At 65.8% G+C, this 25,793-nt stretch carries 24 protein-coding genes and 1 pseudogene; 23 read left to right on the plus strand and 2 right to left on the minus strand.

Annotation, left to right across the window (positions count from 1 at the left end; translation table 11 throughout):
- Positions 1-13 precede the first annotated feature (13 nt).
- The 18 genes from LJX93_RS12220 (at position 14) to LJX93_RS12305 (ending at position 15,407) form a co-directional block, all read left to right on the plus strand.
- Positions 14-2,005, plus strand: coding sequence for a YncE family protein (locus LJX93_RS12220; RefSeq protein WP_227697234.1), 1,992 nt, complete (start codon positions 14-16; stop codon positions 2,003-2,005).
- Positions 2,002-2,694 carry an SCO family protein gene (locus tag LJX93_RS12225; RefSeq protein WP_033697582.1) on the plus strand — a complete coding sequence of 231 codons (693 nt, stop codon included), beginning with the start codon at positions 2,002-2,004 and terminating at the stop codon, positions 2,692-2,694. The genes LJX93_RS12220 and LJX93_RS12225 overlap by 4 nt, the downstream gene beginning before the upstream one ends.
- Positions 2,691-3,356 carry an SCO family protein gene (locus tag LJX93_RS12230; RefSeq protein ID WP_227697235.1) on the plus strand — a complete coding sequence of 222 codons (666 nt, stop codon included), beginning with the start codon at positions 2,691-2,693 and terminating at the stop codon, positions 3,354-3,356. The genes LJX93_RS12225 and LJX93_RS12230 overlap by 4 nt, the downstream gene beginning before the upstream one ends.
- A gap of 5 nt (positions 3,357-3,361) precedes the next feature.
- The gene (locus LJX93_RS12235) at positions 3,362-4,906 is read left to right on the plus strand and encodes an ABC transporter substrate-binding protein (RefSeq protein ID WP_050506101.1); all 1,545 of its coding nucleotides are present in this window, start codon (positions 3,362-3,364) and stop codon (positions 4,904-4,906) included.
- Positions 4,907-4,918: 12 nt separating this feature from the next.
- A complete protein-coding gene (locus LJX93_RS12240) occupies positions 4,919-5,560 on the plus strand; it encodes a SurA N-terminal domain-containing protein (protein WP_047583343.1) in 642 nt (213 codons plus the stop codon).
- 248 nt (positions 5,561-5,808) lie between these two features.
- Positions 5,809-6,342 carry a response regulator gene (locus LJX93_RS12245; protein WP_033697588.1) on the plus strand — a complete coding sequence of 178 codons (534 nt, stop codon included), beginning with the start codon at positions 5,809-5,811 and terminating at the stop codon, positions 6,340-6,342.
- A 61-nt stretch (positions 6,343-6,403) separates the two neighbouring features.
- Positions 6,404-8,107: a GspE/PulE family protein gene (locus tag LJX93_RS12250; protein WP_227697236.1), complete on the plus strand. Its 1,704-nt coding sequence runs from the start codon at positions 6,404-6,406 to the stop codon at positions 8,105-8,107.
- Complete coding sequence (locus LJX93_RS12255; protein ID WP_033697590.1) at positions 8,088-8,882, plus strand: hypothetical protein; 795 nt, start codon at positions 8,088-8,090, stop codon at positions 8,880-8,882. Before LJX93_RS12250 ends, LJX93_RS12255 begins: the two co-directional genes overlap by 20 nt.
- A 1-nt stretch (position 8,883) precedes the next feature.
- A complete protein-coding gene (locus LJX93_RS12260) occupies positions 8,884-9,426 on the plus strand; it encodes a pilus assembly protein (protein WP_156310325.1) in 543 nt (180 codons plus the stop codon).
- Complete coding sequence (gene pilO, locus LJX93_RS12265; RefSeq protein ID WP_033697594.1) at positions 9,413-9,976, plus strand: type 4a pilus biogenesis protein PilO; 564 nt, start codon at positions 9,413-9,415, stop codon at positions 9,974-9,976. Before LJX93_RS12260 ends, pilO begins: the two co-directional genes overlap by 14 nt.
- The gene (locus tag LJX93_RS12270) at positions 9,976-10,500 is read left to right on the plus strand and encodes a hypothetical protein (protein WP_033697596.1); all 525 of its coding nucleotides are present in this window, start codon (positions 9,976-9,978) and stop codon (positions 10,498-10,500) included. The genes pilO and LJX93_RS12270 overlap by 1 nt, the downstream gene beginning before the upstream one ends.
- The gene (locus tag LJX93_RS12275) at positions 10,497-12,362 is read left to right on the plus strand and encodes a secretin N-terminal domain-containing protein (protein ID WP_227697237.1); all 1,866 of its coding nucleotides are present in this window, start codon (positions 10,497-10,499) and stop codon (positions 12,360-12,362) included. Before LJX93_RS12270 ends, LJX93_RS12275 begins: the two co-directional genes overlap by 4 nt.
- Positions 12,359-12,832 (plus strand): type II secretion system protein, encoded by a 474-nt coding sequence (locus LJX93_RS12280; protein WP_033697600.1) that lies wholly within the window; start codon positions 12,359-12,361, stop codon positions 12,830-12,832. Before LJX93_RS12275 ends, LJX93_RS12280 begins: the two co-directional genes overlap by 4 nt.
- A gap of 5 nt (positions 12,833-12,837) precedes the next feature.
- Entirely contained in the window at positions 12,838-13,212 is a 375-nt protein-coding gene (locus LJX93_RS12285; protein WP_227697238.1) for a type II secretion system protein, read from the plus strand.
- The gene (locus LJX93_RS12290; protein WP_033697603.1) at positions 13,187-13,714 is read left to right on the plus strand and encodes a type II secretion system protein; all 528 of its coding nucleotides are present in this window, start codon (positions 13,187-13,189) and stop codon (positions 13,712-13,714) included. The genes LJX93_RS12285 and LJX93_RS12290 overlap by 26 nt, the downstream gene beginning before the upstream one ends.
- Complete coding sequence (csgE, locus tag LJX93_RS12295; RefSeq protein WP_033697604.1) at positions 13,711-14,112, plus strand: curli production assembly/transport protein CsgE; 402 nt, start codon at positions 13,711-13,713, stop codon at positions 14,110-14,112. Before LJX93_RS12290 ends, csgE begins: the two co-directional genes overlap by 4 nt.
- Positions 14,109-14,522, plus strand: a complete 414-nt coding sequence (locus LJX93_RS12300; protein WP_033697605.1) for a curli assembly protein CsgF — start codon at positions 14,109-14,111, stop codon at positions 14,520-14,522. Before csgE ends, LJX93_RS12300 begins: the two co-directional genes overlap by 4 nt.
- 33 nt (positions 14,523-14,555) lie before the next feature.
- Positions 14,556-15,407: a CsgG/HfaB family protein gene (locus LJX93_RS12305; RefSeq protein ID WP_033697606.1), complete on the plus strand. Its 852-nt coding sequence runs from the start codon at positions 14,556-14,558 to the stop codon at positions 15,405-15,407.
- A gap of 140 nt (positions 15,408-15,547) precedes the next feature.
- Here LJX93_RS12305 and LJX93_RS12310 read toward each other — a convergent pair.
- Positions 15,548-16,063, minus strand: a pseudogene (locus tag LJX93_RS12310) (MipA/OmpV family protein); the annotation flags it as partial.
- Between the two features lie 516 nt (positions 16,064-16,579).
- On the opposite strand from LJX93_RS12310, the gene LJX93_RS12315 reads away from it, so the two are divergent.
- From LJX93_RS12315 to LJX93_RS12330, 4 genes are read left to right on the plus strand one after another with little or no spacing between them, the layout of a single operon-like run.
- Positions 16,580-18,490: a sigma-54-dependent Fis family transcriptional regulator gene (locus LJX93_RS12315; RefSeq protein ID WP_033697607.1), complete on the plus strand. Its 1,911-nt coding sequence runs from the start codon at positions 16,580-16,582 to the stop codon at positions 18,488-18,490.
- A gap of 1 nt (position 18,491) precedes the next feature.
- Positions 18,492-20,225: an ABC transporter ATP-binding protein gene (locus LJX93_RS12320; RefSeq protein WP_033697608.1), complete on the plus strand. Its 1,734-nt coding sequence runs from the start codon at positions 18,492-18,494 to the stop codon at positions 20,223-20,225.
- Positions 20,215-20,892 (plus strand): S8 family serine peptidase, encoded by a 678-nt coding sequence (locus tag LJX93_RS12325; RefSeq protein ID WP_227697239.1) that lies wholly within the window; start codon positions 20,215-20,217, stop codon positions 20,890-20,892. Before LJX93_RS12320 ends, LJX93_RS12325 begins: the two co-directional genes overlap by 11 nt.
- Complete coding sequence (locus LJX93_RS12330) at positions 20,885-22,177, plus strand: NAD(P)/FAD-dependent oxidoreductase (protein ID WP_033697610.1); 1,293 nt, start codon at positions 20,885-20,887, stop codon at positions 22,175-22,177. The genes LJX93_RS12325 and LJX93_RS12330 overlap by 8 nt, the downstream gene beginning before the upstream one ends.
- 145 nt (positions 22,178-22,322) lie before the next feature.
- Here the strand turns inward: LJX93_RS12330 and LJX93_RS12335 are convergent, their stop codons facing one another.
- A complete protein-coding gene (locus LJX93_RS12335; protein WP_033697611.1) occupies positions 22,323-23,816 on the minus strand; it encodes an aldehyde dehydrogenase family protein in 1,494 nt (497 codons plus the stop codon).
- A 411-nt stretch (positions 23,817-24,227) separates the two neighbouring features.
- Here LJX93_RS12335 and peaA point away from each other — a divergent pair, with 411 nt between their 5' ends.
- Positions 24,228-25,793: a quinohemoprotein amine dehydrogenase subunit alpha gene (gene peaA, locus LJX93_RS12340; protein ID WP_047583358.1), complete on the plus strand. Its 1,566-nt coding sequence runs from the start codon at positions 24,228-24,230 to the stop codon at positions 25,791-25,793.

Below are 25,793 nucleotides of genomic sequence, written 5' to 3' on the forward strand. Positions count from 1 at the left end.
TGGGAGCGCGAGCATGAACAAGAAGACTCGCCCTGCTTACTTGGGGGTACTGCTGGGGGTAGCGCTGATCGGCCTGGGCGTTGCCTATGAAAAACTCTGGTGCGACCCGCGCGAGCTGTTGCAGGAGCCTGCCGACCCGCAGGCACTGCATCGGCTCAGCCGGGACGGCGTGACCGTGGAGTTCGAGGCCCGCCCGCTGGCCGGGGGCGAGCTGCGCGAAGACGCCTTTGCCAGCATCCGCTTCAAGGTCAGCGACCAGACCAGCGGCCAGCCGCTGTCGGGCATGGCGCCGGGGGCCTGGATCGACCCGGCCCAGTCGGCACCGGTCGGCGATCGTGACCAAAGCTGCAAGGCCCGTGTCGCACTGTTCTTGAAAAGCAGCATTGGCGCCCGGCCGTTGCTCGACCTCAACAGCTACTTCCTGTTGATGCTGAACAAGGACGCCAGCCTGACGGTGATCGACCCGACGGTGTCGGTGGGCGGTGTCACCAGCACCATGGCCCGCATCGAATTGCCAGGCAGCCCCATGGACTGGGCGGCCACCGGCGACGACAAACAGGTGTTCGTGTCGATCCCCGAGCGCGGCAAGGTGTCGGTGATCGACACCGAAACCTTCACCCGCGTGGCGGACCTGGACGCCGGCGAGCAACCGACGCGGGTGGTGCTGCAACCTGACCAGCACCGGCTTTGGGTGGGCAATAACAGCAGTGACCCGGCCAAGGGTGGGGTAACGGTGATCGATGTGCCCGGGCGCAGTACGCTCAAGTCCTTCGCCACCGGCTCCGGGCACCACGAGATCGCCTTCAGCAGCGACTCGCGCTCCGCCTACGTCAGCAACCGCGACAGCGGCACCCTGAGCATCATCGACATCCCCGAAATGCGCCTGACCAAGACCCTGGAGGTGGGCCCGCACCCGCTGTCGGTGAGCTACTCGGCGTTGTCCCAGGCGGTCTACGTGGTCGACGGCAGGGAAGGCACGGTGCGGGTATTCGATGGCCGTAGCCATCAATTGCGCCACACCCTCACGGCCGAACAGGGCCTGGGCCCGATGCGCTTCAGCAGTGACGGGCGCTACGGCATCGTGCTCAACACCCTGGAAAACCAGGCCCTGGTGATCGACGCCAGTACCGACACGCTGATCCACCGCATCCCGGTGGCGGCCGAACCGTATCAGCTGACCTTCACCAAGGGCTATGCCTACGTGCGCGGCCTGGCCTCGCCGAGGGTCAGCATGATCAACCTGGGCAGCCTTGGGCAGGGGCGTTCGCCGATCGTCCAAGGCTTCGACGCAGGCCCCGCCGCGCCGCGCCAGGCCGGCGACCTGCCGCTGGCCCAGGGGCTGTCGGTATCGCGTGACGACAACTCGGTGTTCGTGGTCAACCCAGTGGACAACACCACTTACTTCTACGCCGAGGGCATGAACGCGCCGATGTCTGGCTACAACAACCGCGGCCATCAGGCCCGCGCCGCCATCGTCGTCGACCGCAGCCTGCGCGAGGTGGCCCCAGGGGTGTACGGCTCGACGGTGAAAATGCCGGCAGCCGGCAAGTTCGACGTGGCCTTCCTGCTCAACCAGCCGCAGATCATTCACTGCTTCAGCACCGATGTCGCCGCAGCGCCGAATGCCCGCAAGCACAAGGGCGCGCATGCCGAGTTTCTCGGCCTTGAACAGCCGCTGCCGCAGCACAGCGCCTTCACCGCGCGGGTGCGCATCGTTGGCGATGACGGCGAGCCGCGGCTGGGCCTGAGCGACCTGAGCCTGCGCTATTTCCTGGCGCCGTCGTCGATGCCGCGCAACCTGCGCCTCGAAGAAGTGGGCGAGGGCATCTACCAGGCTGCATTGACCCTGCCTGAAGCCGGCGCCTGGTACCTGCATGTGCAGTCGCCGTCGCTTGGCCGCAAGTTTGCCGAAGAAAACTACACCAGCCTGCGCGTCCTGCCGGTTTCGGTCTCCACGGCTGCCCAAGGGGACGCTACCCAGATGCAAATAAGGAGTGTGCGATGAACGCCAAGCATGCTTTTACACGGCTGGGCCTGAGCCTGGCGCTGCCACTGATGTTGTCCAGCAACCTGGCCCTGGCCCACGCCGGGCATGACCACGGCGGCCCTGCCGAGCAACCGCCCGCCGCGCGACAGGAGAAGGCCAGCTTGCGCTTCGCCGATGTCTCGCTGCTCGACCAGGACGGCATGCCGGTGCGCCTGGAGAAGGACCTGGTCGGGGATCACCTGGTGGTGATGGGGTTCATCTACACCAGCTGCACCACGGTGTGCCCAGTGGTGTCGTCGATCATGGGCAAGGTCCAGCAGCAGTTGGGCGGCCGTGTCGGCGATGAGATCCACCTGGTGTCGATCAGCGTCGACCCGCAGCGCGATGACGCCAAGCGCCTGCAGCACTACGCCAAGGCCTTTCAGAAAGGCCCAGGCTGGAGCTGGCTGACCGGTACGCCGTACGCCATCACCGAAACCCTCAAAGGCCTGGGCAGCTTCAGCGCCGACCTGAGCCAGCACCCGCCGCTGATCCTGGTGGGTGATGGCCGCAGCGGGCACTGGACCCGCTACTACGGCTTCACCGACCCGACGGTATTGGTCGCGGAGATCAACCGCCTGAGCGCCCGCCGGGTGCATGCCAAAAGCACGGCCATTGCCGAGCACAGCGCCGAACCCATCGCCGACCATAACGAGGTGCAACCATGAGCCATTCGACCTCTCGCCGCGTCGGTATGCGCAGTTTCGACTGGCTGGTATTGGGCGGCTGCCTGTGGATTCTCGCCTCGGTGGCCTTCGCCCATGACGGCCATGCGCCCCAGGCCCCCGAACCACAGCCCGCGCCCCAGGCGATGAGCAGTGGCGGCGGTACCCGCGATGCGCAGACCTGGTTCACCGATACCGTGCTCAAGGACCAGAACGGCCGCGAGCTGCGCTTTTACAGTGATGTGCTGAAGGACAAGGTGGTGATGCTCAACGTGATCTTCACCCACTGCACCGACGCCTGCCCGCTGATCACCCGCAAACTGCGGGAGGTGCGTGAGGCCATGGGGACGGTTTTGGCAGGGCAGGTGACCTTCGTCTCGATCAGCAGCGACCCGCTCAACGACACCCCGGCGGCGCTCAAGGCCTTTGCCCAGAAGCAGGGTGTGGATGGCCCCAACTGGTTGTTCCTGACGGGCGACAAGGCCAGTGTCGACCTGGTACTGGGCCGTATCGGCCAGTTCCTGCCCAGCCCCGAGCAGCATTCCACGCAACTGATTGCCGGTGACGTGGCAGGCAAGCGCTGGAGCAAGATCCGCCCGGATGCACCACCTGTGGCGATCGCCCAGCGCATGCAGCTGCTGACCCAACCCCTGGCGGGTCGGTGAACATCATGAGTGCAGGCGGGTTTGGCCGCGCATACAACGCCCTGCTGTTGACGCTAGGTTTAAGCGTTGCCAGCTCAGCCTTCGCCCTTGACCTCACCGAGCACGAACAGGCTGGCAAACGCCTGTACCGCGAAGGCCTGTCAAGCAGTGACGCGCAATTGCTGGCGCGGGTGGGCGCCAGCGACATGAGCGTGCCGGCCAGCGTGCTGCCCTGCGCCAGTTGCCACGGCAGCGACGGGCGCGGCCGCGCCGAGGGCGGTGTTCGCCCACCTAGCCTCGACTGGCAGCGCCTGGCACTGGGGCAGGGCGAGCGCCAGGCCAACGGGCGCAGTTACCCGGGTTACACTGACGCCAGCCTTGCCAGGGCGATCCAGCGGGGCGTGGACCCTGCCGGCAACCACCTCGACACCGCCATGCCGCGTTTCGAACTGACCCTGGCCGACCAGCGCAACCTCACGGCCTATCTCAAACGCCTGGCCGAGGACCGCGACCCGGGCGTGGAGGAGGGCGTACTGCGGCTGGGGACGTTGCTCCCCGCTTCTGGGCCGCTGGCCGAAGCGGGGCATGTGGTGCGCGCGGTGCTTGAAGACGGCTTGGCGCAACTCAATCAGCAAGGCGGTGTGCATGGGCGGCGCCTGGAGCTGGTGGTGCTCGACCCCGGCAGCGACCCAAACAGCGCCGAACAGGCCCTGCGCCAGCTGTTGGAACACGAGCAGGTGTTCAGCCTGATCACTCCCCTGGCACCGATGCTTGACCAGCGTCTGGCGCCCGTGCTGGCGCAACAGAATGTGCCGCTGATCGGCAGCACCCCGCGCAGTGGCGGCAGTGCGCAGATCTTCGACCCTCTGCCGGGCTTGCCCGTGCAACTGCTGAGCCTGGCCGGCCATGCCCGCGAAGCCTTGGGCCTCGGCCCGGATGGCCTGCGCGTGGTCTACGCCGGTAACGAGCAAGCGCCGCTGGCCGAGCAGGTGCGCGAGCAGCTTGTGCAGCAAGGCTGGGCACCTGGCGCCATCCAGGCCTTCGATGGCCAGGCCGTGGCCGGCCAGGGCATCGTCTTTCTCGGCCGCGCCCAGGCCTTTGCCGACCTGGCCACAGCGCTGCAGGCGGCAGGTCGCAAACCGTACTTGTTCGCGGCCTCCAGCCAGGTGGTCGGGGGGCTGGCAAGCCTGTCTGAGCAGTGGTCGCAACGGGTCTTCCTGGCTTATCCGTTCGTACCCGAAGACTGGACCGAACAGGGCCTGGCAACCCTGGCCGGCCTGCAGCAACGCCAGGGCCTCGACCCACGCCAGGCGTCCTTGCAGGTCAATACCCTGTGCGCCCTGCGCCTGCTTACCGAAGCCCTCAAGCAGATTGGCCGGGATGCCAGCCGCGAGCAGTTGATCACGGCCCTGGAAGGCCTGCACGATGTCACGACCGGCCTGACCCCGGCCCTGGGCTTTGGCCCCGGCCGTCGGCAGGGCATGGCCGGTGCCCATGTGGTGGCAGTGGCCTTGCCCGGGCCGCGATTCACCTCGGTTACCCCATACCGGCCTGTGCCGGACGCCCTTTGAGCGGAGGTTGCCATGCGTACCCTGTTGTTGTGCCTGTTGTTGCTGACCACCACGGCGAGCTGGGCCGATGTGCCGGCAGCGCGGGTGAACGGTGTGCAGATCGATGCCATGCGCCTGGAGCGTTACTTCACGGAATACCTCGAAGCCCAGGGGCGGGCGGTAGCCAGCATCCGCAACCCGACGCTGTACAAACGCCTGCGTGACCAGGCCTTGGATGAGCTGATCGACAAGGAGCTGTTGTGGCAGGAAGCCCAGCGCCAGGGCATCGCCATCAGTGACGCACAGGTAGCTGCCCATGTCGGCGAAGTGGAGGCTGCATTCGGCAGCCCGACAGTGTTCGAGCGGCGGCTGGCGGAGGCGGGTTTCAATAGGGCAGAGTACGCTCAGTACACCCGTCACGAGATGGCAGCCCAGCAGCTGTATGCCCAACTGAGTGCGGTCGACGCGCCCAGCCAGGCACAAGTAGAGGCCTTCTACGAGGCCAATCGGCAAACCCTGCAAGGAGCGCAGAACCAAAGTGATAATCCTTCTGTCATACGAGAACAGGGCCTGCGCTTGGCCAGGGCCACGCTCATCGGGCAATTGCAGGCGCAGGCTCGGCAAACCGTGCGCCAACGTTTGCGCGAATCCGCTAAAGTGGAAATCGCCGACTGAGGCCCGCAATGGTGTTCCCCCAAAGCTGGGGGATAACGACTTGGCAAAGTGCCATCAGGTCCCCCGGATGTGGGGAACTGGGCGAGCCCGGCTGCGCGCAGCAGGCTGGGCGCCCTCGGGCAGCCTTGCCAGATCAACGACTTACAGTGGTGCAGCATGACTATTCACGCCTGGCACGAAGCCTGCTCAAGCCTTATCGAGGCCGCACTTCGCAGACCGGGTAACCGGGCAGTATTGGGGAGTCGACCTTGGTGAACAGAGTATTGGTAGTCGATGACGAACAGACCCTCGCGCAGAACCTGCAAGCGTATTTGCAGGCGCAAGGCCTGGATGTTCATGTTGCCCACGACGGTGCCAGTGGTATCGAGCAGGCTGAAAGCCTGGCACCGCAAGTGATCGTGCTGGATTACCGCTTGCCCGACATGGAGGGGTTTCAGGTTCTGGAGACCGTGCGCAAGAACAGGCAGTGCCATTTCGTGCTGATCACCGCCCACCCGACCGCCGAGGTCCGTGAGCGCGCCGCCGAACTTGGTGTGACCCATGTCCTGTTCAAGCCGTTCCCGTTGGCGGAACTGGCCCGCGCGATCTTCGACCTGATGGGCATCGAGCGCCGGCGCAGGGCCACGGACAACCCGGCAGAAGGGTTCGTCGAACGACGCCAGACCAGGAACGAATCGTTCCCCCTGCAGTTGTACGATGGTAGCTGGGTACTGGCCGACCGCCGCCGCAATGGCGCAAAGCCCCCAGGTGCTGACGACGAACAACTGCTCACAGGGGAATAGCGGCGCCCGCTACCCTGGCTGAGCCAGCCTGCGACGCGCCCCCTGAGCGGAGTCGCAGGCCATGTCCGAAGCAGTCGATACAGCCGCCACACCCCTGCAGCCAGCACAGCCACTGTGTGCCTACCCGCGTGAGCTGCTGGCCCAGGCCCGTCTGCAAGCCGGTGACGAACGCCTGCTCAACTGCCTGGAACGCCTGGCCAACGACACCCCAGGCACCTTCACCCACCGCCTGGGCATCACCCTGCATTACCCGGTGCTGCACAGCCAAGCCCTGCTGGCCAGCAGCCCACGCTTCGACAAGGTCAGCCTGGCCCAGTGCCTGAAACGCGAATTCGTGCTGATCGAGCGCGAAGGCGAACTGCTGGGCGTGTTCGCCGACCCCTTCGACTCTTCGCGCCTGGCCTGGATCGACGATGTGCTGCAAGGCGCGCCACTGTACCTGGCCCACGCCGCCGAGCTGGCGACGTTTCTGGCCCGCCACGAAGAAAGCTTCCATGCCGTCGATGCCCTTGACCACGACAGCGAAGCCAGCAGCGAAAGCGACCCGCTGCAACGCCTGTCGCTGACCAGCATCAGCGAAGACCAGAGCCGGGTGGTGAAACTGGTCAACTCGACCCTCTACGACGCCCTCAAGCTGCACGCCAGCGACATCCACCTGGGCATGACCGGCCAGGGCCTGACCATCAAGTATCGCATCGACGGTGTGCTCAACGGTGCCGGCAAGGCCAGCGGCAGCGCTTTCGCCGACCAGGTGATCTCGCGCATCAAGGTCATGGCCGAGCTCGACATCGGTGAGAAGCGCGTGCCCCAGGACGGCCGGTTCAAGGTTGCCGTGGGCGAACGGCAGATCGACTTCCGCGTCTCGATCATGCCCAGCATTTTTGGTGAAGACGCCGTGCTGCGGGTGCTCGACAAACAGGACCTGTCCGACAAGGTCAGCGGTGTGCAGCTGCAGGCCCTGGGGTTTGCCGACGACACCCTGCGCGCCCTGCGCCGGCTGGCCGCCGAGCCCTACGGCATGATCCTGGTCACCGGTCCTACCGGCAGCGGCAAGACCACCACCCTGTACGCCATGATCAGCGAGATCAACCATGGCGTGGACAAGATCATCACCATCGAAGACCCGGTCGAATATCAACTGCCCGGTGTGTTGCAGATACCGGTCAACGAAAAGAAGGGCCTGACCTTTGCCCGCGGCCTGCGTTCGATCCTGCGCCACGACCCGGACAAGATCCTGGTTGGCGAGATCCGCGACCCCGACACCGCACAGATCGCCGTGCAGTCGGCCCTGACCGGGCACCTGGTGTTCACCACCATTCACGCCAACAACGTCTTCGATGTGATCGGCCGCTTCAGCCAGATGCAGGTCGACCCCTACAGCTTCGTCTCGGCGCTCAACGCCATCCTGGCCCAGCGCCTGATTCGCCTGGCCTGCCCGCACTGCGCCACAGCCTGCGAGGCGGACGATGAAACCCTGCAGGCCTCAGGCCTGACCCGCGCCGCCGTGGCCGGCTGGACGTTTGTCCGCGTCCAGGGTTGCGGGCAGTGCCGCGGCAGTGGCTTTCGCGGCCGCAGTGCCATTGCCGAGCTGCTGCACCTGGACGACGACCTGCGGCAGATGATCGTCGAACGCCGCCCCCTGTCGCAGATCAAGACACTCGCCTGCCAGCGCGGCCTGCGCTTGCTGCGCGCCTCGGCCCTGGACCTGGTCCGTGAAGGCCGCACCACCCTTGAGGAGATCAACCGTGTCACATTTATCGCGTGATCGTGGTGCTCATAGATACTGTGCCGTGCTCGGCGCCGAGGGTGTAGGCCTGGGCCGCTGGCACGCCAACCAACAGCAGTGGCTAGGCAGCCGCGAGTTCAGCTGCGAGGCGGCCCAACCGGCCTGGGAGGCCGCCGTCGAGGCGCTGGCCGCGCTGCTTGCCGAGCACGCCGTGCGCGGTGCCCAGTTGCGGGTATTGCTGTCGGCCCGTTACAGCCGCTTCTGCCTGGTGCCCTGGAGCGATGCCATCGGCCACCCGCGCGAACTCGATGCCTATGCGCGGGCCTGCTTTGAAAACCTCTACGGGCAGTCGCTGGGCGACTGGCGCATCGTCCTCTCGCCAGAGCCAGCAGGCGCCGCACGCATTGCCACGGCGCTGCCGGAGGCCTTGCTGCAACGGCTGCAGGCACTGGGGCGGGAAAGCCGGCTGCAGCTGCGTTCGGTGCAGCCGTACCTGATGGCCGCCTACAACCGTTGCTCGGCGCAGCTGGGGCAGGGCGACTTCCTGTTCGTCCTCGCCGAGCCACGCCGCAGCGTGCTGCTGCTGGCCGCCGGAGGGGCCTGGCAGCAGGTGCTGGCGCAAGGCTGTGCCGACAACGACCAGGCCCTGCAGGCGCTGATCGAACGCACCTGCGAGTTGTACGGGGAGCATCTGCCACGGGTGTACCTGCATGCGCCCGGCCGGGGCGACGTGCCGCAATTGGCGGCGGTGCAGCTGTGCCAACCGGCCAGCGAAGCCGACCCGTTGTGCGCCATGTGGCGGGCGGTGGCCTGACATGCGCCGCCTCGACCTGGAATTCCAGCCCCGGCGCAGCGGCGCCTTGGCCTGGTCGCTACTGGCCCTGGGTTGCGCCGTGGTGGCCGCCCTGGTGGTGCTGCAACAACGCTTGCAGGTCGAGCAGGTCGACCTGGAAGGCCGCCTGCACAGCCTGGAACTGCAACTGGGCCGGCGCCCGGCCACTGCGGCCCCGCAAAGCAGTGCTGCCAGCCGCGAACAGGCCGAGCGCCTGGCGCAGATGCGCAGTGTCTCGCAGCAGCTGCAACGGCCTTGGCAGCAGCTGTTCGCCATGCTCGAAGCGCAGCCGCAGGACGACGTCGCGCTGCTTGGCCTGACCCCGGATGCACGCAAGGGCCAGGTACGCATCGCCGCCGAGGCGCGCAACCTGGAGGCGATGCTGCAGTACCACCAGCGCCTGGAGGCCAGCGCCGAGCTCAGCGATGTTTCCTTGCTCAACCACGAGGTGATGGTGGGCCAGCCGGAGCACCCGGTGCGTTTCACCCTTACCGCTACCTGGGAGACCGGCCATGCGCGTCCCTGACCCGCTGAGCAGCCTGATCATGCAGGAACGCCTGCGCCGCATCGGCCCGGTGGGCCTTGCCGCTGTCGCCGTTGGCCTGCTGGCCGTCGGCGTGGCATTGGCCGCTGTGTTGCCGCACTGGCAAACCGTGCGCGAACTGCGCGCCAGCGAGGCGGACGCCAGCGTGCAAGTGGGGCGGGTGCAGCGGGGCGAGCTGAAGATCGCGGTCAAACCCGAGCAGCAGGCCCTCGACACGCTGCGCCAGCAACTGCCTGGGCAGCCGCAGGCCAGCGAGCTGATCGAGCGCCTGTATCACCTGGCCAGTGCCGAGCACATCAGCCTGGCACGCGGCGAATATGCCTTGGGCATCGACCCGAAAACCCAGTTGGCGCGCTACCAGATCGTGCTGCCGGTGCGCGGCAGCTATCCGCAGATCCGCGGCTTCCTCAAGGGCCTGCTGGGCCAGCTGCCAACCTTGGTGCTGGAAGACCTCGAGCTGCAACGCAAACGCATCGGCGACAGCGAGCTCAACGCCCGCCTGCGCATGACCCTCTACTTGTCGAGGTCGTGATGAAGACTCAACGTGCGGTGATCTGGGCCGGGTTTCTAGGGCTTTCTGCCGCGTTGGCGTGGGCGCCGGAGCATTGGTTCGGCCAAGAGGACAGTGTGGGGCTGTTCGCGGGCAAGCCCGCTGCTACAGGTTCTGTGAGTACCCCTGACCGTGTGGAAGCGGACACATCGGGGCGCGGAGCTGCCGCGAAGGGGCCGGAACGGGTTTCTACCGATCTGTTCCCGAGCCAGCGCTGGAGCAAACCGCAGACCCTGGCCACCGTCACCGAACAACCGGTCATTGCCACCCCTGTGGTGGTTGCCGCACCCACCGCCCCGGCGCTGCCTTTCCAGTTCGTCGGCCGCCTGGGCGATCGCGACGACCTGCAGGTGTTTCTGCAGAGCGGCGAAAAACTGTACGTCGTGCGCCAGGGCGACGTCATCGAAGACACCTACCGCCTCGATCGGGTCTCGGCCAACGAGCTGGACCTGGTCTACCTGCCTTTGCACCAGTCGCAGACCTTGTCTGTCGGGAGCGCACCATGAAGTCGTCAAAGCTGTGCAAGCCTGCTCCGTTCCTGCTTCTGGCGCTGTGCGTGGCCGTCGCAGGCTGTGGCTCCAGTGCGGTACGTGAAGACAGCGCAGAACTGATGAAGGAGGGGCAGTACGAAGCCGGGATCGCGCGTCTGGAAGAGGCCCTGCGTGAAGACCCGCGCGACACCGAGCTGAACATCGCCCTGGCCCATGGCCGCCAGGCGGCGGTCGAGGCGCTGCTGAGCCAGGCCGACAGCGACCGCATCCGCCACGATTTCGCCGGTGCGCGCATGGGCTATGGCCGGGTGCTGAGCATCGAACCGAACAACCGCCGCGCCCAGGAAGGCATCCGCCAGCTGGAGCTGATCCGCACCCTCGACGAACGTGTCGCCCTTGGCCAGGCGGCCCTGCGCCAGGGCGACCTGTTCGGCGCCGAGCGCTACATGCGCGAAGTGCTGCGCCTGGACCCGCAGAACCAGAAGGGCATGACCCTGCGCAGTGACATCGAGAACGTCCAGGCGCGCACCGCGCAGCCGTTCCCGCAGCTGCGCAGCAAGCTGGAACGCCCGGTGACCCTGGAGTTTCGCGACGCCAACCTGAAGACCATCTTCGAAGTGCTGTCCCAGGTCGCCGGCATCAACTTCATCTTCGACAAGGACCTGCGCCCGGACATGAAGGCCACCATCTTCGTTCGCGACGTGCGCATCGAGGACGCCGTGGCTCTGCTGCTGGAGCAGAACCAGCTACGCCAGAAGATCGTCAACGACAACACCCTGATGATCTACCCCGACTCGCCGCAAAAGACCAAGGACTATCAGGAACTGGTCATGCGCACGTTCTACCTGACCAGCATCGACGCCAACACGGCGCTGAACATGGTCAAGACCATGCTCAAGACCCGTGACGTGTTCGTCGACGAGCGCCTCAACACCCTGACCATGCGCGACAGCCCCGATGCCGTGCGCATGGCCGAAAAGCTGCTGCAGTCCCAGGACCAGTCCAACCCCGAGGTGGTGCTGGAAGTGGAGGTGATGGAGGTGGCCACTTCGCGCATCCTTGACCTCGGCCTGCAATGGCCCAACACCTTCGGCGTGCTGACCTCCGACGGCAAGTCGGTCAGCGTGCTCGACCAACTGCGCGGCATCGACTCCAGCCGCATCAGCATCTCGCCGGCGCCGCAGGCCAAGATCAATGCCCAGGACAAAGACATCAACACCCTGGCAAGCCCGGTGATTCGCGTCAGCAACCGCGAGCAGGCGCGTATCCACATTGGCCAGCGGGTGCCGATCATCAGCGCCACCTCGGTGCCTTCGACCCAGGGCCCGGTGATTACCGAGAGTGTCACCTACCTGGATGTGGGCTTGAAGCTCGAAGTGCAGCCGACCGTGCACTTGAACAACGAAGTGGCGATCAAGATCGCACTCGAAGTGAGCAACGCCACCCCGCTGGAAGCCACGCGCCAGGGCACCATCCCGGTCCAGGTCGATACCCGCAACGCCCAGACCAGCCTGCGCCTGCACGACGGCGAAACCCAGGTGCTGGCCGGGCTGGTGCGCAACGACCACAACGCCAGCGGCAACAAGATCCCGGGCCTTGGCGACATTCCCGGCCTGGGCCGGTTGTTCGGCAGCAACAAGGACGACATGAGCAAGTCTGAACTGGTGCTGGCGATCACCCCGCGCATCGTCCGCAACCTGCCGTACCAGAGCCCGTCTGACATGGAGTTCGCCACCGGCACCGAGTCGAGCCTGCAAGTGCGGCAAATGGCGCCACTGCCACCGATGGAGGTGCCGGGCACTGCGCCGTCCAGTGACAAGCCGGTGGTCGAAAGCCAGATGGCCGTAGTGCCCGCCAACGGGAGCCCACGGCCATGAAACGCCGCGTGCAAGGCTTCAGCCTGATCGAGGTGGTGCTGACCCTGGCACTGCTCGGGCTGCTCGCCAGCATGGCCGCGCCGCTGACCGAAACCGTGGTACGCCGTGGCAAGGAGCAACAGCTGCGCGAGGCGCTGTACCAGATCCGCGATGCCATCGACGCCTACAAGCGTGCCTTCGACGCCGGTTACATCGAAAAGCGCCTGGATGCCAGCGGTTACCCGCCAAACCTGCAGGTGCTGGTCGAAGGCGTGCGCGATGTGCGCAGTGCCAAAGGGGCCAAGTTCTACTTCCTGCGGCGCATCCCCCACGACCCGCTGCTGGCGGCCAAGGATGACGACGAGGGGGCCTGGGGCCTGCGTGCCTACGACAGCAGCCCCGACAGCCCGCGTGAAGGCGAAGACGTCTTCGACGTGTACTCCAAGGCCCGTGGCAAAGGCCTCAACAACATCCCCTACGGGCAATGGTGACGGCCATGAAACGCAGCCAAGGCTTCACCCTGATCGAACTGCTGGTGGTGATGGCGATCATCGCCACGCTGATGACCATCGCCATGCCGCGTTACTTCAACAGCCTGGAGAGCTCCCGCGAGGCCACGCTGCGCCAGAGCCTGGCGGTGCTGCGCGAGTCGCTGGACCACTTCTACGGCGACACCGGGCACTACCCCGATTCGCTGGAGCAACTGGTGGAGCTGCGCTACCTGCGCAACCCCCCGGTCGACCCGATCACCGAACGCAGCGATGCCTGGCAACTGCTGCCGCCGCCAGAAGGCGTGGCCGGCGGTGTGGCCGATATCAAGAGCGGTGCTACAGGGAGGGCGCGTGATGGCAGCCTCTATGCCGAATGGTAAGGCCTGTGCCGGCTTCACCTACCTGGGTGTGCTGCTGTTGATTGCGGTCAGCAGCGTGGCCTTGGCCGCCACCGGGACAGTCTGGTCGAGCGTTGCCCGGCGCGATCACGAGCGCCAGTTGCTGTGGGTGGGCAGCCAGTATGCCCAGGCCCTGCGCAGCTACTACCGCGCCTCGCCGGGTTTGGCCCAGTACCCGCAGGAGCTGGCCGACCTGCTGCAGGACAACCGTTTTCCCGAGGCCAAGCGGCATATCCGCAGGCTCTACCCGGACCCGATCACCAACAGCGACGACTGGGGCCTGCTGCGCTCGATCGATGGCCGCATCACCGGCGTACACAGCCGCTCGGATGCCACGCCGTTCAAGCACAGTGGTTTTGCCGCCGAGTGGTCGGGCTTCGAAGGGCTGGAACACTACAGCGACTGGCAGTTTGTCGCCGAGCAGGCGTTCGCCGACAGCCCCAACGGTGCCCAGCCCCAGGCCGGCGCGGGAGACACGCCATGAAACGCCTGGCTGCGCTGTGCCTGAGCCTGCTGCTGGCGGCATCGCCCTGCAGCCTGCTGAAGGCGGCTGAGGAGGACGAGATGATGGGCTTCATCGTCGACAACACCATCTCGCACATCGGCCACGACTTTTACTACTACTTCGCCGACCGCCTGCGTGCCACCAGCCGCCTGGATTTCAACCTGGTGGTGCGCGAACGCCCGGATGCCCGCTGGGGCAGCCTGGTTACCGTGGAGTTCGAGCGCGAAGTGCTGTACCGGCGCTTTCTGCCACCCAACACCACGGAACTCAAAGACGAGGCTGTCGCGGCCGCCGACCTGGTCAAGCAGCAGATCATTCAACGCAAGCTGCAACGCTTGCTGCAGGACACCACCGATCTGGAGAGGGACGAGCTATGAAAACCCGCATTCCCCATTGCATCGCCGCCTGCCTGTTGGCCAGCGCCTGTGCCGCCCAGGCCACGGAGCTGGTGTACACCCCGGTCAACCCGGCCTTCGGTGGCAACCCGCTCAACGGCACCTGGCTGCTGAACAACGCCCAGGCACAGAACGACTACGACGACCCCGACCTCAAGGACCGTGCTTCCGCCTTTTCGGGCACCACGGCCCTGGAGCGCTTCAGCAACCAGTTGGAGTCGCGAATGCTCTCGCAGTTGCTGGACAACATCAGTAATGGCAGCACGGGCAGCATGGCTACCGATGCCTTCCTGATCGATGTGATCGACGACTCGGGTGCCTTGAGCATCAAGGTCACCGACCGCGTCACCGGAGAAATCTCGATCATTGAGGTCAGCGGCCTGAACCCCTGAGAGGGAAGGGCTTTGAGTTGGGGAGAGAACACCATGAAACGTCTGTTGAGCACATTGCTGATCCTCGCCGCCCTGCACGGCCTGCAAGGCTGCAGCCTGCGCGACCCTATGTCGGCCGAACAGGACTCGGAAACCCCGACCCTGACCCCTCGGGCCTCGACCTACTACGACCTGATCAACATGCCACGCCCCAAAGGCCGGCTGATGGCGGTGGTGTATGGCTTCCGTGACCAGACTGGGCAGTACAAGCCGACCCCGGCCAGTTCGTTCTCGACCAGCGTCACCCAGGGCGCGGCCAGCATGTTGATGGATGCCCTGAGTGCCAGTGGCTGGTTCGTGGTGCTGGAGCGTGAAGGCCTGCAGAACCTGCTGACCGAGCGCAAGATCATCCGCGCCTCGCAGAAGAAGCCGGATGTGGCGGAGAACATCATGGGTGAGCTGCCACCGCTGCAGGCGGCCAACCTGATGCTTGAAGGCGGCATCATCGCCTACGACACCAACGTGCGCAGTGGCGGGGAAGGGGCGCGTTACCTGGGCATCGACATCTCCCGCGAATACCGGGTCGACCAGGTGACCGTGAACCTGCGCGCGGTGGACGTACGCACCGGGCAGGTGCTGGCCAACGTGATGACCAGCAAGACCATCTATTCGGTGGGGCGCAGTGCGGGGGTGTTCAAGTTCATCGAGTTCAAGAAGTTGCTGGAGGCGGAGGTGGGGTACACCACCAATGAACCCGCGCAGCTTTGTGTGTTGTCGGCGATCGAGGCGGCGGTGGGGCATTTGCTGGCGCAGGGGATCGAGCGGCGGTTGTGGCAGGTGCAGGGGGATGCCGACAAGGGGGCGGTGGAGAAGTACCTGAGTCAGTCTCAGTCTCAGTTGCAGTGACCGGGGCCGTGATTCTGATTTTTGCTTCGTCGGTGGATTTTCAGCGCTTTGGATATCGAACGCTGAAGCTCCCCTGCAATGCCCCTGAGGCCCAAACGCAAGGCGGGCCTCATCAGGAAAAACAGCAAGCAGGTGCTCGCTCAGAAGGTGTATTCCAGCGAGCCAAGGATCGCACTCTGCAGGCGTCGCTCGACAATCGGGCTGTCAGCCGCCTCCTTGGACAAATACTGCACGTCCAGCAGCGTCGAGAATGTGGTGTGCTCGCTGATTGGCATGGTCCACGCCAGGTACAGCCCGGTACTGACCAATCCGCCCTTGGCGTCATAGGCCTGGAAGCGGCTCTGCAATGCTTGGCCGGCGGTGACGCCATACCAGGTCTGCATATAGTTCTTGTCGCCAAACAGACTGGTCAGGCCAAGGTCGAGCGAACCATATGGGCCTTCATACACGTTGGTACCTACGCTCAGTTCCAGGGAGGTGAACGCCTTGCCAGCGTCGTTGTGATCGTCTTCCTCCAATGCGTGTTCCAACGTCGCGCCGAGGACAACGGGGCCTACGTCATAGCTGCCGCTGATGCCGAACTGAGCCCGGGACTTGATATCGCCCATGCCTTTAAGCCTGTTCGAACCCGCATGACTGCTGCTTTTCTTGTCTTTTACAGGGATGTCCGTAGGGGTGACGTTAATGTCGTCGGGGCTGTGAAGTGCTCGAATAAAAGTTCGAGGCGCCATTTTTAATGCAGTTTTGCATTATTTTGATGGGCTATCTTGATAAGCATCATTCAATAATATTGGGTGTTCATGAGTGCTCTTGTTCGCCACGCGCGGTAGGGGCTGAAGCAGCGTCAGTTTCGGGCCAGTTATTCCTGAGGTATCGGCGCGCGCCCCCCTGGCGCCCGCCTCAATATCGCGTCGTACAAACAAGGCAGTCGCGCGCAAATGCCACAGACCTCATTGGCCCGAAACAGATGTGGGAGCGGGCTTGCCCCGCGAAGCGCCGCGCGGGCGGCGCTCGATCTCGAGAGCGCTGAAGATCTCCCGCAATACCCCTGAAGGCCCCAACCCCAACCTCCCGACAGCAGCCTGATGACGCCAGCCCATTTCTCCCGCACACTGCGGAAAAATTCCCAAGCCCGTTCCCCTCTACCGTGCGGGGCGCAGCCGGAGTAGAAAATGGCGCGACAACAAATAACAAACGCCCAAGACCCACTACACGAATCCCGCCAGGCCCGGCTCAAGCTGGCCAGCGAAGGCGAGCTGCCGCTGGGCGTGCTGCGCGACGAAATCGACGCGTCCTGGCGCCGCAGCCTCGGCCATGGCCTGGACTGCCTGCAAGGCGAACAGGTTGGCCTGGGCCTTGAACAAGGCCACGACCTGCGCATGCTGCTGGAGCGCAACCGCCTGCTGGTCGATGCCGTCACCCCCGAACTGGACTACCTGGTCTCGCGCCAGGGCAAAGCGGGCATCATCATCCTCGGCGATGCCCAGGCCAATGTGCTGGCCATCGAAGGCCAGACCCACGTGCTCACCCGCGAAGGCCTGCGCGACCTGCACCCCGGCAGTTGCTGGAGCGAGTCCTTGCGCGGCACCAACGCCATCGGCACGGCCGTGGTGGAAGGGCGGCCGACCCTGATCAACTGTGGCGAACACTACCTCGATCGCCTCAGCCCGTTTTCCTGTACTTCGGTACCGCTGCGCGACCCGCGTGGCGAGGTGATCGGTGTGCTCGACATCACCCGCGAAGGGGTGATGGCGCAACCCCAGGACAGCCTGTCTACGCTGATGCTGGCTGCAGGCAATATCGAAAGCCGGCTGTTCGGCCTGTGCCACCCAGAGCAACTGGTACTGGCCTTCCACAGCCGTGCGCAGTACCTCAACAGTGCCTGGCACGGCCTCTTGGCGCTGAGCATGGACGGCGAAGTATTGGCAGCCAACGACAGTGCCTGCCAACTGCTGCAGGTGCCGCGCCAGCAACTGCTCGGCCGGCGTAGCAGCGAGCTGCTGGGTGAACGTTCACCCGCCTTCATCGCCCGGCTGTGGCAGGGCGCTGTAAGCAGTGTGCAGACGGCCAAGGGCGAATTCTTCTTCCGTGCTTTGCAACTGCCGCGCCATGGCCAACTGAGCGGCAGTGTGGCGGTGAGCAAACCGGTGCCGGCCACCCAGTCGCCTGCGCTGGAGGCTCTGGCCGGCGGCGACCCGCGTCTGGCGCGCAACCTGCGCATGGCCCGGCAAGGGCTGGGCAATGGCCTGCCGGTGCTGCTGCTGGGCGAGACCGGCACCGGCAAGGAAGTCGTCGCCCGCGCGCTGCATCAGGCCAGCCCACGGGCTGAAAAGCCATTTGTAGCGGTCAACTGCGCGGCCATTCCCGAAGGGCTGATCGAGTCTGAACTGTTCGGTTACCGCGAAGGGGCATTCACAGGTTCGCGCCGTGGCGGGATGGTCGGACGGCTGATGCAAGCCCATGGCGGCACGCTGTTCCTCGACGAGATCGGCGACATGCCGCTGGCCCTGCAGGCCAGGTTGTTGCGGGTCTTGCAGGAGCGCCGGGTGGCGCCGCTGGGCGCAGGCGACGAGCAGGACATCGATGTGGCACTGATCTGCGCCACCCACCGCGACCTCAAGCGTCTGGTGCTCGAACAGCATTTTCGCGAAGACCTCTACTACCGGGTCAACGGCGTATCGATGCGCTTGCCGGCCCTGCGCGAGCGTGATGACCTGGGCGGGATCATCCAGGGCCTGCTGGACAAGTTCGGCGCCAAAGGGGTGACCCTCGACCCGGCACTTGCCGCCTTGCTCGAAGGTTTCGACTGGCCGGGCAACATCCGCCAATTGGAGATGGTCTTGCGCACCGCGCTGGCCATGCGAGAGGACGGCGAGCAGGTGCTGACCCTCGATCACCTCACCGATTGCCTGCTGGATGAACTGGCCACGGGCACAACGCCGTCCGGCAGCCTCAAGGACAACGAACTGGACCTGATCCGCACTGCCCTGGGCCGCCACCAGGGCAATGTCTCGGCCGCCGCCGAGGCCCTGGGTATCAGCCGCGCGACGCTGTACCGCAAGCTCAAGCAGCTGCGTAGCTGACATGGGCGGCCTGTTCGCAAGGCTGGTAGAGACCAGCGACCCTGTACTCATGCGCCAGGCTCTGGCCTGGCTGTATGGTTTCGTGCGCCCCCATCGGCGCGCCATCGGCGTGTTGTTGGGCTTGTCCCTGGGCGCCTCGCTGCTGGCCCTGGCGCAACCCTGGCTGGTCAAGACCCTGATCGACGAAGGCCTGCTGGCCAAGGACTACCAGACGCTCTGGCACATGGCGGCGATCATGATCGGGGCGGGCCTGCTCGGCACCGTGCTGGCCGGGGTCAACCGCTACCTGCATACACGCTTGTCCGGGCGCATTCTGTTTGCCCTGCGCGACGACCTGTACCGCCACCTGCAGCAGTTGTCGCCGACCTTCTATGGGCGGCGGCGCCTCGGCGACATCCTCTCGCGGCTGGACGGCGACGTTGCCGAAATCCAGCGCTTTGCCGTCGACTCGCTGTTTTCGGCGGTGTCGGCCGTGATCGGCCTGGTCGGCGCAGTGGCCCTGATGCTGATGCTGTCCTGGCAGTTGTCGCTGCTGCTGGCACTGCTGATCCCGATCGAAGTGCTGTGGCTGCGCTGGATGCGGCGCAAGGTCGAGCGCGAGGTACGCAGCCTGCGCGAGCGCTCGGCGGACGTGTCGTCGTTCCTGGTCGAGACGCTGCCCGCCATGAAGTTCATCCAGGCGGCCGGCCAGCAGGGGCGGGAAGCCGGGCGCCTCGACCAGTTGGGCCAGGGCTACATGAGCCAGTTGCTCAAGGTCCAGGTGACCGAGTTCTTTACCCAGGCGATACCCGGCACGCTGACCTCGTGGTGCCGCGCCTGCGCCTTTCTGGTGGGCGGCTGGTGGGTGATCCAGGGCACCTGGCAGCTGGGCGCGCTGATCGCGTTTTCCACCTACATGGGCATGGCGGTGGGGCCGGTGCAAAGCCTGTTGGGCTTGTATGTGGCGGTGCAGCGCATGGCCGTTAGTCTGGGGCGGGTGATGGAACTCAAGCAGGAAGCCTTGGCCGTGCGCCAGGCGGATACGCCACGGCCGATACCCGACGGGCCAGGCGAGTTGCGCCTGGAAGCCTTGCACTTTGCCCATGACGGGCGCCAGGGCGCGGTGCTGAACAACCTGAATGTGTGCGTGCCGGGTGGCCTGAAGGTTGCCATCAGCGGCGCTTCGGGGGTTGGCAAGTCGACCCTGATCGACCTGCTGCAACGCTTCTACGACCCCGATGCCGGGCGCATCCTGCTGGACGGTACCGACCTGCGCGAGCTGGACCTGGCGGCGCTGCGTCGGCGCATCGCCGTGGTCAGCCAGGACATCGTGCTGTTCCGTGGCACCTTGGCGCAGAACCTCGCCTACGGGGTGCCCCAGGCCAGCCGCGCGGAGCTTGAACGGGTAGTGCGCCTGGCACGCCTGGACAGCCTGGTCGAAAGCCTGCCGTTGGGGCTGGACGGCTTGCTGGGCGAGCGCGGCCAGCAGTTGTCCGGCGGCCAGAAACAACGTATCGCCATTGCCCGCGCGGTGTTGCAGGCCCCGGCGATACTGGTGCTGGACGAGGCCACCTCGGCGGTGGACGAAGCGACTGAGCGGGAAGTGATCGCGGCCATCGACCAGTTGTTCGCTGGGAGCACCCGCATCCTGATCAGCCACCGTGCCTCGACCCTGGCCGATGCCGACCTGCACTTGCAGTTGCGTGACGGGCAGTTGCAGGTCTTGCCCCAGGAGGCCATCAGGCATGGGCACTGAGCTGCGGGTCGGGGTTATCGACAGTGGCTGCTCGTCGGCCCAGGCCGTGCAAGTGGTGGGCGCGCGGCGGTTCTGGCTGGAGCAAGGCCAACTGCGCGAAGGTGAAACGCTGCCTGACCAGCTGGGGCACGGCAGCGCTGTCGTCGCGGGCTTGCTGCGTGAATCAGGCCCCGTTCCGCTGCTGGTGGCTCAGGTGTTCAACGCGCAGGCGAGCACCAGTGCGTTGCAGGTGGCGGCTGCGGTGTTATGGCTGGTGGAAGAGGGCGCGACACTGATCAACCTCAGCCTTGGCCTGCATCAGGACCGGCCGGTGCTGCATCAGGCCTGTGCCGAGGCCCAGGCCGCCGGCGTGCTGCTGTGCGCCTCCAGCCCGGCACAGGGCGGCGCGGTCTACCCGGCGAGCTACCCAGGCGTGATCCGCATGACCGGCGATGCCCGCTGTGCAGCGGGGCAGTGGTCGTGGCTCGGCAGCACCCAGGCCGACTTCGGTGGCGCTGTGGGCGCAGGCGGCCTGGCCGGTGCAAGCCTGGGCTGTGCGGCCTTGACCGGTCGGGTGGCGGCGTTGCTGCGGGAACGGCCGGGCCTGCAACGCCAGCAGGTGTTCGACTGGTTGCGCGCCCATGCCACGTTCAATGGCCCTGAGCGGCGAGTTGCCGAAGATGTCTGAGCCACGCATCCTGGTGCTGGGCGCCGGCCCTGCAGGGGCGGCCACGGCCATCGGTTTGCGGCGCCTGGGCTACCCGGTCACGGTGGTCTCTGAATGGCGCCGCTTTGCTGCGGTCGAAGGCGTTTCACAACGGGTACTGGAAGGTTTGCGCCACGCAGGCCTTGGCGGCGCGCTGAGGCAGGCAGCGATGCCGGCAAGCCGGCAGGTGCGCTGGAACGGCCAGCACCTGCAGATGAACCAGGAGTTTCTGCTCGACAGGCAACGCTTTGACCGGGCACTGCGTGACGATTTGCTCAGTGCCGGCGTGACCGTGGTCGAGGGCCGGGTGCGTGAGGTGTCGCAACAAGACGGGCACCGTGTGCGCCTTGACGATGGCCAGGTACTGGCGGCGCAGTTTCTGGTCGAAGCCCGCGGCCGCCAGGCACCGCTAGCCGCCGACCGCCTGCGAGGGCCGGAGACGGTCAGCCTCCTCAACACCTGGCAAGGTCGCCCAGGCGTGCCGGCATCGGCGGTGGAAAGCCTGGAGGACGGCTGGGCGTGGATGGCCCGCCTGGAAGATGGCCGCTGCTACTGGCAGGTCACCCTGGACGCCGCAGGGCTGCCGGGCAAGGCGGCTTTGGCTGACTCTTGCGCCAACCGCCGACGGCACAGCGCGCTGGTGGCCGAGCTGTTCGATGAGCAGGCGCTGGCACCGGCGCAGGTACATGCGCGCAGCAGCACGGCGATCCTGGCGGGCGACTGTGCCGCAGAGAGCTGGCTGCGGGTGGGTGATGCGGCGATGGCGGTAGACCCCTTGTCGGGCAACGGCATTTTCCAGTCGCTGTCCTCGGCGCTGCAGGCGCCTGTGGTCATCAACACCCTGTTGCGCCGGCCCGAGCGGGCGGCGTTGGCGCTGCAGTTTCATCGGCAGCGGGTCGAGCAACTGTTCCTGCGCTTTGCCCGCATCGGTCGGGATTTCTATGCCCAGGAGCAAGGCCGGGCCGGGCAACCGTTCTGGGACGGTCGCCAGGGGTGGCCGGATGCACAACCGCTGCACACGGCCGCGGACTGGCAGGCGGTACGGGTGGCGCGGCGACCGGTACTGCGTGACGGGCTGGTGGACGAAGCCGAGGTGGTGGTGACGGCGGACCAGCCGCTTGGGGTCTGGCATTTGCAGGGCGTGGAACTGGCGCCGCTGGTACGCAGGTTGCAGGCTGGCCAGGCGCTAAATGCTGTGCTTGCGGGGCAGCCGCAGGAGCAGCAGATGTGGGTGCGGCGTTGGCTCGTTGAACAGGGCTATGGTTGAGAACCCGGGGGCGTTTCACGCCCCCACAATTGTTGTTTTTGCGCGGCCTGTGCCGGCCGCTTCGCGGGTGAACCCGCTGCCACAGGTACCCCACAGCTTTCGCGTTCAGTGGTGTACCTGTGCAAGGGCCGGTAGCGGCTGAAGGTCAGAGCTTGATCAACACCGACTTGAGTTCGGTGTAGTGCTCGATGGCCGCCGCACCCATTTCGCGGCCGACGCCGGACATCTTGTAGCCACCGAACGGCAGGGCAGGATCGAGCGCGCTGTGGCAGTTGACCCACACCGACCCGGACTTGATCCGCGGAATCATCCGATGCACCGCCCCCAGGTCGTTCGACCAGATGCTCGCCCCCAGCCCATAGGGGTTGTCGTTGGCCATGCCGATCACCTCGTCGATGTCATCGAACGGCATCGCCACCAGCACCGGCCCGAAGATTTCTTCCTGCACCAGGCGGTGGCGCTGATCGACATCGACGATGACGGTCGGCTTGACGAAGTACCCCGGCCCGAAGCTTTCGCCACCGCAGGCAATGGTTGCGCCCAGCTCGCGGCCGAGCTCGATGTAGCCGGTGACGCGGTCCTGCTGCTTGGCCGAGATCAGCGGGCCCATTTGCACCGCTGGGTCCAACCCGCTGCCGAGCTTCATGCCGTTGGCAATGCCGGCGATGTCGGCCACCACGTTGTCGAAGTGCTTGCGGTGCACGTACAGCCGCGAGCCTGCGCAGCACACTTGGCCCTGGTTGAAGAAGATTGCCGTGGCGGCGCCGGCGGCGGCTTCTTGCAGGTTGGCGTCGGGCATGACGATGGTCGGCGACTTGCCGCCGAGTTCCAGGGTGACGCGGGTCATGTTGTCCATGGCCGCTTTGCCGATCAGCTTGCCGACTTCGGTCGAACCGGTGAAGGTCAGCTTGTCGACGCCCGGGTGGCGGCTGAGCGCCGCACCGGCATTCAGGCCGGTGCCGGTAATCACGTTGAGCACGCCGGCCGGGTAGCCGGCTTCGTCCACCAGTTCGGCCAGTTTGAGCGCGGTCAGTGGGGTTTCGTCGGCGGGCTTGAGCACCACCGTGCAGCCGGTGGCCAAGGCCGGGCCCAGCTTCCAGCAGGCCAGCAGCAGCGGGAAGTTCCAGGCGACGATGGCGCCCACCACGCCAACCGCCTCGCGGCGGACAAAGCCGTGGAACTGGTCGTTGGGCATCAACGGCATCGAAGCTTCGACGGTGCTACCCTCGATCTTGGTGGCCCAGCCGGCCATGTAGCGCAAGAAATCGATGGCCAACTGCACGTCCATGACCTTGGCCACGGCGGCGCTCTTACCGTTGTTCAGGCACTCAAGCTCAGCCAGTTGTTGCGCATCGCGCTCCATGAGGTCGGCCAGACGCCACAGCATGTTCTGGCGCTCTCGCGGGCGCAGGCGGCTCCACGGCGAATCGTCGAAGGCCTGGCGCGCGGCACGTACGGCGCGGTCGACATCTTCGGCGTCGGCGGCGGGCACCTCACCGAGCACCTCGCCAGTGGCCGGGTTGCGAAACGACAGGGTGCGCCCGCTGGCGGCGTCCTGCCAGTCGGCGCCGATGCGCATCTTCAGCTTGCGTTCGAGGAAGGCGCGGGTGGCGGGCAGGATGGGCAGTTCGGAAAGCATGGGGCAGTGCCTCTTGTCATTGGAATGTGAGAGGCGGTTGCGCAATGGCCGTGCCAAGGTCGCCGATCGGGTCCAAGGGCTTGAGGCGCTTGGGGTTTGCCGCCGTGCAAGGTTGCGATTGCAGGGTTGCGCTGTTGCACATTGAGACGCTGTGAGACGGTGGTGAAACACTGCCTGCACTGGCCTCTTCGCGGGGCAGGGCCCTGTCTCAACATGAAACACACTGTCGCGAAATGGCACGCTCCGACAAGGCTCAGGTTCGCCTTCGCGACCGTTATAAACCTACTAAGAGGCTGAAATTCAACACATTTGAAGCAGGTGGCACAGTTCCTGTATCGCCATAGTCACATGCACATCTGCTGTACCAAAGCGTGCAAAAACGATAAAAACAACAACCGTGGAGGTCTGACCTTGAAGACGACTCGACTCCGGCGGCATGCGGGCAAACTGGCGCTGGTCGCCGCCGCGCTGCTGAGCACCCAGGCCATGGCGGCCGAGCAGGGCCCGAGCCTGTTGCAAACCAAGTGCATGGGTTGCCATATCCCCGAGGGCAACGACAACTACAGCCGCATCAGCCATCAGCGCAAGACGCCCGAAGGCTGGCTGATGAGCATCGCCCGCATGCAGGTCATGCACGGCCTGCAGATCAGCGACGATGATCGGCGCACCCTGGTCAAGTACCTGGCCGACAAGCAGGGCCTGGCGCCCAGTGAAACCGACGGCGTGCGTTACGCCATGGAGCGCCGGCTGAACACGGTCGAGCACTTCGACCAACAGCTCAGTGAAACCTGTGGCCGTTGCCACTCCGGTGCCCGGGTCGCCTTGCAACGCCGCCCGGCCCAGGAATGGGAACACCTGGTCAACTTCCACCTCGGCCAATGGCCGTCCCTCGAATACCAGGCCCAGGCCCGCGATCGCGACTGGCTGGAAATCGCCCTCAAGCAAGTGGTGCCGGACCTGGCCAAGCGCTTCCCGCTCGACAGCCCGGCCTGGGCCCAATGGCAGCAGGCCCGGCCCAAGGCCGATGCGTTGCCAGGGCAGTGGGCGTTCAGCGGCCACATGTTGGCCAAAGGCGATGTACGCGGGGTGATGACTGTCAGCGCGGGGGAGGGCGACACCTTCAAGGTCGAGGTCAACGGCAGCTACGCCGACGGTACGCCGTTCACGGGCAGCGGCTCGGCGATTCTCTACAACGGCTATGAATGGCGCGGCAACGTGAAAGTCGGCGACAGCAACCTGCGCCAGGTATTCGCGGCCCTGGATGGCGAGATGAAAGGCCGCATGTTCGAGGCCGATCACGATGAGCGCGGCCTGGATTTCAGCGCCGTGAAAGCGGGCAAGGCACGCCTGCTGGCAGTACAGCCGGCGTACATCAAGGTGGGTGCCGAGAGCGAGATCACCCTGGTCGGCAGCGGCCTGTCGGGCAAGCCGGAACTGGGCGCAGGTGTTGAAGTGACCGAAGTACTTGAGGCCACGCCGACCCTGATGCGGGTCAAGGCGCGCGCGGCGGCAGACGCCAAGCCAGGCCAGCGAGAAGTGGTGGTGGGCGCGCTCAAGGGCGTCAACCTGGCGGTGTACGACAAGGTCGACGAGGTCAAGGTGGTGCCGGCGTTCTCCATCGCCCGCATCGGCGAGAACGGCGCTTCGGTACCGAAGGTGCAAGGGCGTTTCGAAGCCGAAGCCTGGGGCAAGGACGCCAGCGGCCAGCCGCTGCGCATCGGTTACCTGCCGGCCAAGTGGAAGGTCGAGCCGTTCAACGAGCGTGCAGTCGAGGACGAGGACGTCAAGTTCGCCGGCCAGATGCAGGCCGACGGGGTCTTCGTGCCCGGCGGCGCAGGGCCTAACCCGGCACGCAAGATGATGACCAACAACGCGGGCAACCTGAAGGTCATTGCCACCCTGGCTGACGGCGGCCAGACCGGCGAGGGCCACATGATCGTCACCGTCCAACGCTGGAACAACCCGCCCTTGCCATAA

This window comes from Pseudomonas sp. HN2-3 (genome assembly GCF_020691745.1).
Classification (GTDB): Bacteria; Pseudomonadota; Gammaproteobacteria; order Pseudomonadales; family Pseudomonadaceae; genus Aquipseudomonas; species Aquipseudomonas capeferrum.